This is a genomic window from Pseudomonas sp. TMW22089, from assembly GCF_022496645.1.
In the GTDB taxonomy this organism is placed as follows: domain Bacteria; phylum Pseudomonadota; class Gammaproteobacteria; order Pseudomonadales; family Pseudomonadaceae; genus Aquipseudomonas; species Aquipseudomonas paraversuta.
In genome coordinates this window covers 1-12,815 of sequence record NZ_SCFG01000017.1, presented here as the reverse complement: position 1 = coordinate 12,815, position 12,815 = coordinate 1, and the positions used below count along the sequence as shown (strand labels likewise).

Genomic DNA, 12,815 nt, shown 5'->3' with positions numbered 1-12,815 from the left:
TTCGGGCCGGCATACGCGAGAAAACACTAACGGAGAAGCATCATGACCACGCCTAACTTCACCCTTCTTCTGGCTGACGGCCGCAGCGTGATCGCCCGGGTGGCGGACGATGGTAACGCCAGCCTGACCATCGAGGGTGTTGCCCCGGTGTATTTCCGCCGCCAGGATGCCCATGTGCAACTGGAAAGCCTGCCCGAAACGTTCCCGGTCAGTGGTCTGCTGGCACTGCTGGGCCAGGTCTTCTGCAATTCGTCCCGCGTCCCGCTGCTGGAAGTCAGTGCCCCGCTCTCCCTCGACCGCGCACGGGATGCCATACGCCAGGGGGTGTTCGACACCCTGCTCGGTCATGATGGCCATACCGCACGCCTGGCCTGCTCGCGCAGCAGTTTCTGGCAACACCCGCTGCCCTGGCTTACTACCAGTTCCGCCGCCGGCATGCCGCTGCGCTACACCTTCAGCGGGGAAAAGCGCCACCCGCAGCGGCCACCCATTCCCCACGGCGAGGTCTATCGCCGCGAACTGCCCGGCCTGAACACCACCTTCAGCTTGCGCACCGTGGACATCGGTCTGGACCTGGAGCGTTTCAACCGCTGGATGAACCTGGAGCAGGTCGCGTTCTTCTGGGAGCAGACCGGCAGCCTGGATGAACATGCCGCGTACCTGCAACAGATGCTGGATGACCCGCGGGTGCTGCCACTGATCGGCAGCTACAACGACGAGCCGTTTGCCTATTTCGAGATCTACTGGTGCAAGGAAGACCGCATCGCCCCCTATTACGATGCACAGGACCACGACCGCGGCTGGCACGTGGTGGTCGGCGAGAGCAAGCACCAGAGCGCCGGCAAGCTCAAGGGCTGGTTCCGCTCGCTGATGCACTACATGTTCATCGACGAGCCGCGCACCCAGCGCATCCTCGGCGAACCGCGGATCGACCATACCCGGCAGATCGGTTTCCTTGAGTCCCAGGGTTTCGGCAGGCTCAAGACCATCACCCTGCCCCACAAGAAAGCCGCCCTGCTGCGCCTTGAACGCGAGACGTTCTTCGACGACTACCACCCCTGATCCATCGTATTTGGCCGCACGCTGCCTGATGGGGATCGGGTAGCGCGCGGCCTGCCCTTAATCAACTAAAAAAATAATCACTTCTCACTCCGGAACCTCCATGCACGCAAAAAACCTCTTCGCCTACCATCCCTTGGCGCTGGCCCTGTGTCTCAGTGGCCTGCCACTGAGCACCGCCTTCGCCGCCGAGCAACCCGCTACCGCAGCGCCCGGGGGCGCGCTGATGCTGGAAGAAACCAGCATCAATGCCAAAGCCGTCGAGAACCCCACCGGCCATGTCAGCGGCCCGGTGGCGATGCGCAGCACCAGCGCCAGCAAAACCGACGCGGCGATCAAGGAAATCCCGCAGTCGGTGTCGATCATCACCCGCGATGAAATGGACCAACGCAAGGCCGATACCCTGGCCGAAGTCCTGAGCTTCACCCCGGGGGTGATTACCCAGCCGGGGGGGTTCAGCCGCGTGGGCGATGACTTCGTGATCCGTGGCTTCAACGTGGGCTCGGGCACCGGCGGTATTCTGCGCGACGGCATGAAACTGCAAGGCAGCGTGTATGACGGCGGCATCGAACCCTACGGCCTGGAGCGCGTGGAAGTGGTCAAGGGCGCGTCTTCAGTGCTGTACGGCCAACTGTCGCCGGGCGGCCTGATCAACACCATCACCAAGCGCCCGACCGATGTCCCGCTGCATGAAGTCAACGTCGAATACGGCAGCCATGCGCGCAAGCAGTACAGCTTCGACCTGGGCGGCCCGCTGGACGACCAGGGGCAGTTTTCCTACCGCCTCACGGGCCTGTGGCGCGACAGTGACACCCAGACCGTCGACGCTCCCGATGACCGTCGCTACATCGCGCCGGCCTTCACCTGGCGTCCGGACGAGGACACCTCGCTGACCTTCCTCGCCAGCTACCAGGAAACCCGCACCAGCTTCGCGCCGCCGCTGGACTACGACCTGACGACGTCATCCAGCACCCTTTACCCCAAGGTCGACCGCGATTTGTTCACCGGCGAGCGCGGCTTCGATCACTACAACAACTACTCGACCACCATCGGCTACCTGTTCGAACACAGCTTCACCCCTGACCTGAAAATCCTGCATTCGCTGCGCCACTTCGATGCAAACCTGAGCTGGGACTACATGCAAATTGCCGATACCGGCAGCGCCGCCTTGCGCAATCAGGGACTGCTGGCCCGCAGGGCGAGCATCCGCCGTGAGCACTCCGAAGGCTGGACCAGCGACAATAACGTGCAATGGACCCTCAACAGCGGCCGCTGGCAGCACACTCTGCTGGCCGGGGTGGATTACTACCACAAGACCTACGACTCGCATCGCTACGCTGGCGCCACTTCGCTATTCAACCCGGACGCACCGGTGTACGACGCACCGACCACCATTACCTCGGCCGATAGCGGATCGGATCTGCACAGTTCGCAGACCGGTCTTTACCTCCAGGATCAGATCAAGTTCGACGACAAGTGGATTCTGGTCCTGGGCGGTCGCCAGGACTGGGCCGAGAGCCGAACCTATGCCAATGCCACCGGCAAGCGCACGCCACGGGAAGACAAGAAAGCCACTGGCCGCATAGGCCTGGTGTATGAAGCAGACAATGGCCTGGCGCCGTACATCAGCTGGAGCCAGTCGTTCTTGCCGGCCAACGTGTTCAACGCCAACGCCGACACCTCGTTCGAGCCAACCGAAGGCGAACAGTACGAAATGGGTGTGCGCTACACCCCGCCAGGCATGAATGCGCTGTTGACCGCCGCGGTGTACGACCTCAAGCAGAAAAACTCCCTGAGCACCGACCTCACCGGCAACACCGTGCAGTTCGGTGAGACCCGCTCCCGGGGTGTCGAGCTGGAGGCAAAAGCCGAGATCACCGCCAACCTCAGCACCACCGCCTCCTATACCTACACCGATGCCAAGATTACCGAAGACTCCGTGGCCAGCCGGGTCGGTACCCGCATCGACGGCGTGCCTTACCACATGGCCAGCCTGTGGGCCGACTATCGCCTGAGCGCCCTGGATCTGCCCAAGGTCGTGCTCGGCGGCGGCGCCCGCTACATGGGTACCAGCCGCACCTCCAGCTCGGACCTGGACGAGAAGGTTGACGCCTACACCCTGTTCGACGCGAAAGTCAGCTACGAAGTCGACGACAACTGGACCGTGGCCATGAAGGCGCAAAACCTGTCCAATGAGAAGTACCTGTTCTGCAACGTTTCTTGCCGTTATGGCGACGAGCGCACGTTGATCGGTTCGGTCAATTACCGCTGGTAAACGAGGTACCGCATTCTGTAGGAGCGAGCTTGCTCGCGAGCTGTGTGCGTATGGCAAAGCTCGCGAGACAAGCTCGCTCCTACAGGAGGATCGGGTGTTGGATATGCAAAAACGCCGTGGTCCGTTTCGGGGGGCTGCGGCGTTGTTCTTTGTTGAAAAGCTCGCGAGCAAGCTCGCTCCTACAGGAGGATCGGGTGTTGGATATGCAAAAACGCCGCGGTCCGTTTCGGGGGCTGCGGCGTTGTTCTTTGTTGAAAAGCTCGCGAGCAAGCTCGCTCCTACAGGGGGCCGGGTGTTGGATGTGCAAAAACGCCGCGGTCCGTTTCGGGTCAGCGGCGTTGTTATTTGTAGGAGCGAGCTTGCTCGCGAGCTGTGTCGGTCCAGCGTCAGGCCTGCATCGCCTCGCGCAGGCTGGCCGGGCGCATGTCGGTCCAGTTGGCTTCGATGTATGCCAGGCACTCGGCCCTGGAGGCCGCGACGCCTACCGCTGACCAGCCTTGCGGCACGGCCTTGAACTCGGGCCAGATCGAGTATTGTTGCTCCCCATTGATCACCACCAGAAACTGCGTGTCTTCACGGTCAAATGCCATCGGTTGTCTCCTGCAGATAGTTGGGCAGACCGGTGTCACAAACACAGGCCTGCCCATGGAAGACGCTCGACACAGCCCTGAAATTAGTCCTGCCCCCATTCGCCCCGTTACATTTCAGCCTTGGCCACCAGGCGCCGCTCAACCAGATTGTCACGGTTGAGGCCATAACGACGGGCCGTCAATACCCCGACCAGGCCCATCATCGCGCAGAACATCACGCACACCCAGGCACTCCACGGCATCAGCGCAATCAGCAGCAACGGCGTGGTACTGGCCCACAATGCGTAGGCAATGTTGTAGGTGAAGGAAATCCCCGAGACGCGGATCGGCGCCGGAAACAGGCCGACCATGACCGAAGGCACCACCCCGACAATTCCGCAGGTCAGACCGGCGAAGGCGTATGCCAGGCCGGGCAAGGCCCATTGACCCACCAGACTGGCGTACAGCAGGCCAATGCCCAGCGGCAGCAGCACGCTGTAGAGCACGATGCTGCGCCATACGCCAATGCGGTCGACGATCAGCCCGGCCAGTACACAACCGATATTCAAAAACACGATGCCCAGACTGCTCAGGGCAAAGGTATGACTGGCCGTCATGCCAAAGCGCTGCTGCATCACGGTCGGGGTGATCACCACAAACACCACCACGGCACTGGTCAGCACGCAGGTGAGCAATGCCGCCGGCAGCAACGACGCCCGGTGATCGCGCAATACGGTGCGCAGCGGGAACTCTGCCCGGCCCTCTTTGCGTTCGCGCAAAGCCAGAAATACTGGGGTTTCACTGAGCCAGCGGCGCAACCACACGCCAATCACACCAAACACGCCGCCGAGCAGGAACGGGAAACGCCAGGCGTAGTCGAGAATTTCTGCCGGGGTAAAGAGTTGTGCCAGCAGTGTCGCGGTCAAGGCGCCGATCAGATAACCGAAGGTCAACCCGGCCTGCAAAAAGCCCAGGGCAAAGCCCCGGCGCCCGGCCGGCGCGTGTTCGGCGACAAACACCCAGGCGCTGGGCACCTCGCCGCCGACTGCCGCCCCCTGCAGGATGCGCAGGGCCAACAGGATCAGCGGCGCGAAATAACCGATATCGGCATAAGTGGGCATGATGCCGATCAGCAGACACGGCAGTGCCATCATCAGAATACTGAGGCTGAACACCCGCTTGCGCCCCAGATGGTCGGCAAAGTGCGCCATCAGGATTCCGCCCAGCGGACGTGCCAGATAGCCGGTCACGAAAATGCCGAAGCTTTGCAGCAAGCGCAGCCATTCAGGCATGTCCGGCGGGAAAAACAGTTGACTGAGGGTCAGGGCAAAGAACACGAAAATGATGAAATCGTAGATCTCCAGCGCCCCGCCCAGAGCTGCCAGCCCCAGGGTTCGGTAGTCGGAACGGGAAAAACGCACCGTTGTGGCTTGGGTATCGGCAGACATAATTACGCTCAATGTGAACTGGACGCGCCTATGTTGGCGCTTGAAGTCGAGGGCGCGAGCATAGCAAATCTGCCCCTGTTCTGTGGCAGCCGGCTTGCCGGCGATGCTTCAGACACACCGCAGCGACTGCATCGCTGGCAAGCCAGCTCCCACAACTGCACACAAGCCCTGCGCCAATGCCCCCAATATGCCCATGTGGGAGCCGGCTTGCCGGCGATGCTTCAGACAAACCCGGGCGACTGCATCGCTGGCAAGCCAGCTCCCACAACTGCACACAAGCCCTGGGCCAATGCACCAATACGCCCATGTGGGAGCCGGCTTGCCGGCGATGCTTCAGACAAACCCGGGCGCCTGCATCGCTGGCAAGCCAGCTCCCACAAGTGCACACAAACCATGGGCCAATGCACCAATATGCCCATGTGGGAGCCGGCTTGCCGGCGATGCTTCAGACAAACCCGGGCGACTGCATCGCTGGCAAGCCAGCTCCCACAAGTGCACACAAACCATGGGCCAATCATGGGCCAATACGCCCCGTGGGAGCCGGCTTGCCGGCGATGGCTGCCCCGGCTGCATGCTATCCCTGCCAGCCTCCGCCCAGCGCGGCGTATACGTCCACCAATGACAACGACACCTGGGCCGTGCTCTCGACCAGCGCGGCCTGGTTGGCCAGCAATGCATTTTGTACGGTCAATACGTTCAGAAAATCCACCGTGCCCTGGGCGTACTGTTGATGAACACTGTCCAGTGCATGCTGACTATGCTCCACCGCCTGTGTGAGGCTGTCGCGCCGGCGCTGACCGGCCTGATAGGCAACCATCGCGTCGTCCACTTCGTGCCAGGCCCGCAACACGGTTTTGCGATAGGCAATGGCCGCTTCTTGCTGGCGTCCTTCCTGCAATTGCAACGCCCCTTGCAAACGTCCGCCCTCGAACAGCGGTACGCTCAAGCCCGGTCCAAAGGCAAAACTGCGCGAACCCCAACTGCCCAGATCCGACAGTTGCAGCGCCTGAAACCCGAGGCTGCCGGACAAGGTGATACGCGGATAAAAATCCGCCCGGGCCATCCCGATCGAGGCTGTAGCCCCATGCAGACGGGCCTCGGCACGGCGGATATCAGGACGCCGCTGCGCCAGTTGACTGGGCAGACCGACCGGTACATCAGCCCCAAAGGCCGGAACCGCCTGGGGTTCGCTCAGTTGCTGTGCCATCGCCCGTGGCTCTCGGGCCAGCAGCAGGCTGAGGGCGTTGATCAACTGCGCGCTGTGCTGTTGCAAAGGCGCCGTTCGCGCTTCGATTTCTGCCACCTGGGCCGCCGCTTCGGACACTTCCAGATCGGTGGCCACCCCCTCTTTTACCTGCAACCGGGTCAACTCCAGGCTGCGCCGGGCAATCTGCAGGTTCTGCTGCACCACTGCCAGGGCCTGCTGGGTGGCTCGCAACTGGATATAGTGCTGTGCGGTCTGCACGATCACCAGTAACTGCACGCCATGGCGGTCTTCTTCGGCCATCTGCACAGAAGCATCGGCCGCTTCCACAGAGCGTTTGACCCGGCCCCACAAGTCGGCTTCCCAACTGAGCCCCAACCCGCCATTCCACAGGTTGAACGCCTGTTTGCCACTGTGGCCCGAGGGGTCGTTCAAACCCTGCTGACTGTTGCGGCTACGGCTGTAAGCCAGGGACCCGTCAACCGCAGGCAGGCTGTCAGCCGCGATTTGCCGGCGAATGGCCCGGCTCTGCTCAAGCCGGCTGGCAGCCAGCTGCACATCAAAGTTGCTCTGCTGTGCTTCTTGCACCAGGGCCGATAATTGCGCATCGCCAAAACTGTCCCACCAGCGCGGGTCTACCGCAGACTCGACGGTGCGGCTATGACCCTGCTCACTTGCCACCGGAGCCCAACGCTCAGCCAGTTGCGGCACGGGGGCCTGAAAATCCGGCCCCAGTACACAACCACTCAAAGCCAGCGCGCTGTAACAGGCCACAGCGCAGACCAGAAAACCAGGCTTCATCGCACACTGACCTGTTCATTGGCAGTGGCTGTGGTGTCGATGGACGCATCCACCGACATTCCCAGACGCAGCCGCCCGGCTGACAACTGTCCCTGGTCCAGAGTGACTTTCACCGCAATGCGCTGCGCCACCTTGGTGAAGTTGCCAGTGGCGTTGTCCGGGGCAATGGCCGAAAACGTTACCCCTGTGGCCGGCGCAATACTGTCGACGACACCGAGCAGGGTTTCGCCGGGAAAGCTGTCGACCTTGATCGTGACCCGTTGCCCCGGGCTGACGTGGGTCAGTTGGCGCTCCAGAAAGTTGGCGACCACATACGCCTGGGCCAACGGCACCACCGCCAGCACTGAGTCACCCGGTTTTACATAGGCACCCAGGCGCACGCTGCGCCGGCCAACTACGCCATCGAAGGGCGCCACCAGGCGGGTGTGGGACAAGTCCAGCTCGGCCCGGGCCTGCAAGGCTTCGGCATGCTGTACCGAAGCCCGGGCAGCAGTGGTTTGCGCCACCAGCACCCGGGTTTGCTGGCGGGCGGCCTCCAGCGCAGCACGGTGTTGAGCCAGTTCGGCACGGGCGATCTGTGAGCGGTTTTTTGCCTGCTGCGAGTTTTGCAGCGTGCCCGCGCCCTGCCCGGCCAGATGTTCATAGCGCTGCAATTCATGCCGGGCAAACTCAACCTGGGCCAGATCAGCGTCAACCGTGGCACTGGCCTGCTCGATCAGCGAACGCTGACGCTCGAGCATGGCCAGCGCGTTGGCCAGTTGTGCCTGGGCCGTCGCCACGTTGGCCCGGGTTGCTTGCAGATTGGTCTGGTAGTCCTGGGGATCAATGCGTACCAGCAACTGACCTGCCTTGACCGGCTGGTTGTCTTGCACCAGCACCTCATCGATAAAGCCTGCGACTTTTGGCGCGATCAAGGTGTAGTCGGCACTGACAAAGGCATCATTGGTGCTTTGTACTGTGCTGGTGGCAAAGATCAGTTGCCATAGCCCGTACAGCACGACTATCGCCACCAGGCCCGCACTGCCCAGTACCCAGGGCTTGCGCCCGATTGTTGTGGTCATTTCACGGCTCCAACAGCTGTGCCCGGCGGATAGATCCGCGTCGGGCCAAAAGGAATTAATACAATTAACAACAGCGCCAGACCGGCCATGTACAGATAGAGGTCTGAAGAGGTCAGGACCACCGCCTGCTGGTGTATCCGGTGTGCCAGATCTGTACTGCCAGCCACCAGCGGCGAGTTACCCAGGCGATCGATCAGCATCGTCGAGTGGAAGTGCTCGCGGTTGAGTGTCAACACCCCAAGAAGGCTGCCCGCGGCCGTTGCCGAAAAGCCTTTGACGGTATTGAACCAGGCCGAGGCAAACGGCCCGTCGGCCGGGTTCAGGCCACCGGTGGCCAACATCAACAAAGGAATCACTGCCATCGGCTGGGCGATGATTTGAATCGCCTGCAACGGGTAGAAGTTCTCCCGGCTCCACGCCGCCGTCACTTGTGAACCGATGCCACAGGCCAGTGCCAGCAACCCGAGACCTATGGCCAGAACCCAGCGGCAATCGACCCGGCGCAGGTTGCACAGGGCAACCACCAGCGGCAGCGCAAGCAATTGCGGCAGCGCCACCAGCAACATCACCGGAGCGGTTTCCAGCGGGCGATAGCCCTGGATCTGGGCCAGATAGCTGGAGGGAATCTTGATCACTGCCAGCAACACAAACAGCACCCCGCCCAGGGTCAGCAAGGCGTGGGCCAGATTGCGGATTTTCAGCAATTGCAACTTGAAGAACGGCAGTGGATGAAACCATTCGTTGATAAAGAACAGCACCAGCAGCGTGCCGCCGCCGAAGATGAAAAACCGGATCATCGGCGACTCCAACCAGTTCAGGCGCTGGCCCAGTTCCAGCGCCAGAACCAGCATGATCAGGCCCGGCAACCCCAGGAGCAGGCCGCGCCAGTCAAACTGTTTGAAGCGCTCAAGGCGCAGCGGGTCCTGCGGCAGACCCCAGGCCACACAGCCCATTGCCAGCAGGCTTAGCGGCACAATCTGCCAGAACGCCCATTGCCAGCCGGCATATTCCACCCACCATGCGGACAGCGGCGTACCGAAGCTGGGGCCGAAGGTTGCGGTCAGCGCATAGCTGCCCAGGCCGTAAAGGCGAATGCCCGGGGGTAAAAACCGTAGCGCCACCGACATCAGCATGGGCGGCAACGCGCCACCGGCAAACCCCTGCAAAGTGCGCAGCACCATCAGTACATCAACGTTAGGGGCAAACGGACAGAGGATGCCCAGCAGCAAAAAGGCACCTATAGCACACAGGGTGAAACGGCGCAGGGAGAATGTCGCAGCACACCAGGGTGCAAACGCCATGGCGCTGATCGACGTGGCGCTGTACACCGCCAGCAACCAGGTGCCCTCGTCATAGCCAATGCCCATGGCGCCACGGATATCGGGCATTGCCACCTTGGTCACGTTCTCGTTGAACCCCGAGACCAGCACCGCCAGCAATACCCCTACCAGCCCGGTAAAAATCCGCAGGCCAAAAGCAGCATTGGCTGGGGGGGATTTGGCTGACATCGCGGCAATCGTGGAACCGGCGGTCAGCGAGGTCATGCCCCGCCCTCCGGCGCCAAATGACGCCCACGTTTAAAACGCCAATACATGGCTGACTCCGTCTTTTAGATGACGAAAAGTTTAACCAGCAGGCAATGCTATAAAAATTGATAAATAGCTAACTATGGAGTGCGTCGGACGCAATCCACAGCCAGATCGAGAGCAAGCGTGTGCCTGAAGCGAGGATCTCTCAGGCCACGGCGTTATCGCAGAACGTCTTGAGGGTGCGGCGCAGCCAGCGGTGGGCATGGTCGTTGTCCAGACGCGGGTGCCAGGCTTGAAAGATTTCAACCGGTTGCAGGGGGATCGGCAATTCGAAAGGACGCAGTTTCAAACCCATTGGGGCCAGGGTGTTGAGCAAGACCTGGGGCATCAGCGGCAAGATCAAATCCGCGCCGGCCAGGGCAAAAATCGCCGAGTAAAAAGTGGGCGTGGTAAAGGACACCCGGCGCTCCAGCCCCTGCTCGGCCAGCACCGTATCAATCGGCCCGCGAGCCCGGCCCCGGCGCGAAACACTGATGTGGTCAAAGGCGATAAAGCGTTGCGCGGTGATGGGCTGATCGAAGATCGGATGACCTTCCCGCGCCAACCCCACAAAGGGGCAGGTAAACAGCCGCTGGACCTTGATGTCTGAACTGAATTTGTTGGTGGCACAGATGGCCAGGTCAATGCGCCCTTCGCTCAAGGCTTCATCATCGGTGAAGCCTTCAGGTACTACCCGCAGCGACGCCTTGGGCATCTCCAGGGCCATTTGCTGACGCAAGGCACCCCCGTACACACCGAAAAACACGTCATTGGCGCGAATGCTGAAGGTGCGCTCCAGCAGGCGCAGATCACTGTCCTGGCTCTGGGTGAAGACACCGTGGGCCAACTCCACCACGCCCCGCACCTGCTCGCGCAATTCCAGCGCCCGGGGGGTGGGCACCAGGCCACGTCCCGAACGCACCAGAATCGGGTCGTTCAAGGCATCGCGAATGCGGGTCAAGGTGCGGCTCATGGCCGGAGCACTCAGGTTCATGCGCCGGGCGGCGCCCACTACCGAGCCCTCTTCGAGCAAGACATTCAGGGCAACCAGCAGATTCAAGTCAGGTATTTGCATGGGGCCAAAGGGTAGCGTTTAACGCGCCGGATCGCTAGACGGGCAATTCTGCATTGTTGCATGACAGGTAAAACTGTATCGCCACTTGTTAGGTAGCTAACTAAGTTAAGGATTGGTACATTGTTTCCCGTCAGGCCGAGGCCTGACGCTCTCTTTGGTTGAGATTTTTGGCCATTACCGGATCCCCATGATGGTAATGGCCTTTTTTATTTCTTGAACCACGCCACAACGCTTCCCCCGAATCCCCCCCTCTTATCGCGCCATGGCAACCCCGTTGCCGGTGGTGGCCTGACTGTTCCTGAACTACGCTCCGTGCGCATTCCATTACAGGGTTTGGGGGCTTTATGCAGCTAGGCAATAAAATTTCGAAACTGGAGCGGCTGCTCTGTAAATACAGCCGCTGGATTCATGCCGCGCGAATCAGCCTCGCCTTTCTGACCACCTTCGTTGCCATCCGCTATTTCAAACTCGACGGCGCGTCTTACGCCCTGATCACCATGCTGATCGTGATGGGGCCCCAACCTTACTGGGGCAATGTGTCTTCCCGTGCCGTACAGCGCACCTTCGGCACCGTCATTGGTGCGCTGTCCGGGCTGGCGGGGCTGTATATGGAGCTCTACTCGTTTCCCGCGATGCTGGCGTGGAGCGCGGTCACGATGTTTATCGCCGGTTACCTGACCCTGGGTAAACACCCCTATATGGCCCTGTTGATCGGCGCCACCCTGGCGGTGGTCAGTTGCGCACCGCCCAACGACATGGAGTCGGCAATCACCCGCAGTCTTTATGTACTGGCAGGTTCGGTACTGGCCATGCTCTTCACCAGTATTTATCCGCAACGGGCGTATACCGACATGCGAATCAAATTCAGCGAAAGCCTGGGCAAACTCAGCGAGTTGTATGAAGCGTACTTCTCCCCGCTGGTGCTGGAGCGGCCCAATCTGGATGACAAGTTGAAAGACGAGCTGGACACAGTGGTCAAGCTACGCAATTACGTGTCGGCGGCCAGCAACGAAAGCAATTTGAAGCCCGAAGTTTTCAACTCCATGCAGACCCTGCACCGCAATTTGTTCACCACCATGAGCCTGATGATTGATGCCTACTGGGCGTCCCATGAAGGGCATAAGCTGATTGAGAGCGAGCCCGCCCTGCGCGACCTTAATCGTTTGATCCCGCAGGCCCTCGAGTCGCTGCAGGACAAGCTGTGCAACGGTGTTTCGGATAACCAGATCAGCGGTGAACTGCGCCAGAAAGCCAACGACTTGAAAGAGCTGGTGCTCAAGTGCATCGATGGCAAGGTCAACGAAACCCAGTTTTATGCCTTTGTCTGGCTGAGTCTGCAAATGCTCCGGCAACTGACCGATCTCAACGACCAGCTGCATGCTGCGCTTTACCAAAAAGGCCATCGGCATCTGTTGCTGAAAAATCCCCTTCAAGCCCATAAATAGCGCCAGGCACTCTGGGTGCGCAATCGTCTATCTGGAGGCTAACAGGCGATCGGCCCGCTATTTTTCAGCAACCCATCACTCATTTAAATGACATATCGCACTAAAGATTAATAATTCTTCACTCAAAACAATGGGTTATCGGGTACCAAAGGCACTTGAAATCTCGCCAATACCTTCGTAACCCTGAATCGCCCCTAGTTTCGTAGACACCTCCAAGCCTTAAAATGAGGCCCATTAGGAGGTGCCATGAGCAACCAGCGATATCCCGAAGAATTCAAAATCCAGGCGGTCAAACAAGTGACCGAAAAGA

9 protein-coding genes are annotated in these 12,815 nt (G+C 60.6%); 3 read left to right on the top strand and 6 right to left on the bottom strand.

All coding sequences use genetic code 11. The features are described from left to right. Positions 1-42: 42 nt before the first annotated feature. Both EQV90_RS15530 and EQV90_RS15525 read left to right on the top strand, forming a co-directional pair. On the top strand, positions 43-1,062 hold the full coding sequence (locus EQV90_RS15530) for a GNAT family N-acetyltransferase (RefSeq protein WP_240878368.1): 1,020 nt from the start codon (positions 43-45) through the stop codon (positions 1,060-1,062). Positions 1,063-1,162: 100 nt separating this feature from the next. Continuing rightward, positions 1,163-3,334 (top strand): TonB-dependent siderophore receptor, encoded by a 2,172-nt coding sequence (locus EQV90_RS15525; protein ID WP_240878367.1) that lies wholly within the window; start codon positions 1,163-1,165, stop codon positions 3,332-3,334. Between the two features lie 386 nt (positions 3,335-3,720). Here the strand turns inward: EQV90_RS15525 and EQV90_RS15520 are convergent, their stop codons facing one another. The 6 genes from EQV90_RS15520 to EQV90_RS15495 form a co-directional block, all read right to left on the bottom strand. Then, the gene (locus tag EQV90_RS15520) at positions 3,721-3,924 is read right to left on the bottom strand and encodes an MbtH family NRPS accessory protein (protein WP_003444954.1); all 204 of its coding nucleotides are present in this window, start codon (positions 3,922-3,924) and stop codon (positions 3,721-3,723) included. A 107-nt stretch (positions 3,925-4,031) separates the two neighbouring features. Next, a complete protein-coding gene (locus EQV90_RS15515; protein ID WP_003444956.1) occupies positions 4,032-5,351 on the bottom strand; it encodes an MFS transporter in 1,320 nt (439 codons plus the stop codon). 574 nt (positions 5,352-5,925) lie between these two features. Beyond that, entirely contained in the window at positions 5,926-7,356 is a 1,431-nt protein-coding gene (locus EQV90_RS15510) for an efflux transporter outer membrane subunit (protein ID WP_240878366.1), read from the bottom strand. Beyond that, positions 7,353-8,417: an HlyD family secretion protein gene (locus EQV90_RS15505; RefSeq protein WP_003444959.1), complete on the bottom strand. Its 1,065-nt coding sequence runs from the start codon at positions 8,415-8,417 to the stop codon at positions 7,353-7,355. The genes EQV90_RS15510 and EQV90_RS15505 overlap by 4 nt, the downstream gene beginning before the upstream one ends. Beyond that, entirely contained in the window at positions 8,414-9,961 is a 1,548-nt protein-coding gene (locus tag EQV90_RS15500; RefSeq protein ID WP_003444960.1) for an MFS transporter, read from the bottom strand. The genes EQV90_RS15505 and EQV90_RS15500 overlap by 4 nt, the downstream gene beginning before the upstream one ends. A 190-nt stretch (positions 9,962-10,151) precedes the next feature. After that, the gene (locus EQV90_RS15495; protein ID WP_127196406.1) at positions 10,152-11,060 is read right to left on the bottom strand and encodes a LysR family transcriptional regulator; all 909 of its coding nucleotides are present in this window, start codon (positions 11,058-11,060) and stop codon (positions 10,152-10,154) included. Between the two features lie 344 nt (positions 11,061-11,404). Here EQV90_RS15495 and EQV90_RS15490 point away from each other — a divergent pair, with 344 nt between their 5' ends. Then, positions 11,405-12,505, top strand: coding sequence for an FUSC family protein (locus EQV90_RS15490; RefSeq protein ID WP_003444962.1), 1,101 nt, complete (start codon positions 11,405-11,407; stop codon positions 12,503-12,505). The last annotated feature ends 310 nt before the right edge of the window (positions 12,506-12,815 follow it).

Excerpts from the sequence above, each read along its gene's own strand:
- EQV90_RS15525 (WP_240878367.1), top strand. The coding sequence starts at position 1,163 with ATGCACGCAAAAAACCTCTTCGCCTACCATCCCTTGGCGCTGGCCCTG.
- EQV90_RS15495 (WP_127196406.1), bottom strand. The coding sequence starts at position 11,060 with ATGCAAATACCTGACTTGAATCTGCTGGTTGCCCTGAATGTCTTGCTC.
- EQV90_RS15515 (WP_003444956.1), bottom strand. The coding sequence starts at position 5,351 with ATGTCTGCCGATACCCAAGCCACAACGGTGCGTTTTTCCCGTTCCGAC.
- EQV90_RS15530 (WP_240878368.1), top strand. The coding sequence starts at position 43 with ATGACCACGCCTAACTTCACCCTTCTTCTGGCTGACGGCCGCAGCGTG.
- EQV90_RS15505 (WP_003444959.1), bottom strand. The coding sequence starts at position 8,417 with ATGACCACAACAATCGGGCGCAAGCCCTGGGTACTGGGCAGTGCGGGC.
- EQV90_RS15520 (WP_003444954.1), bottom strand. The coding sequence starts at position 3,924 with ATGGCATTTGACCGTGAAGACACGCAGTTTCTGGTGGTGATCAATGGG.
- EQV90_RS15510 (WP_240878366.1), bottom strand. The coding sequence starts at position 7,356 with ATGAAGCCTGGTTTTCTGGTCTGCGCTGTGGCCTGTTACAGCGCGCTG.
- EQV90_RS15490 (WP_003444962.1), top strand. The coding sequence starts at position 11,405 with ATGCAGCTAGGCAATAAAATTTCGAAACTGGAGCGGCTGCTCTGTAAA.
- EQV90_RS15500 (WP_003444960.1), bottom strand. The coding sequence starts at position 9,961 with ATGACCTCGCTGACCGCCGGTTCCACGATTGCCGCGATGTCAGCCAAA.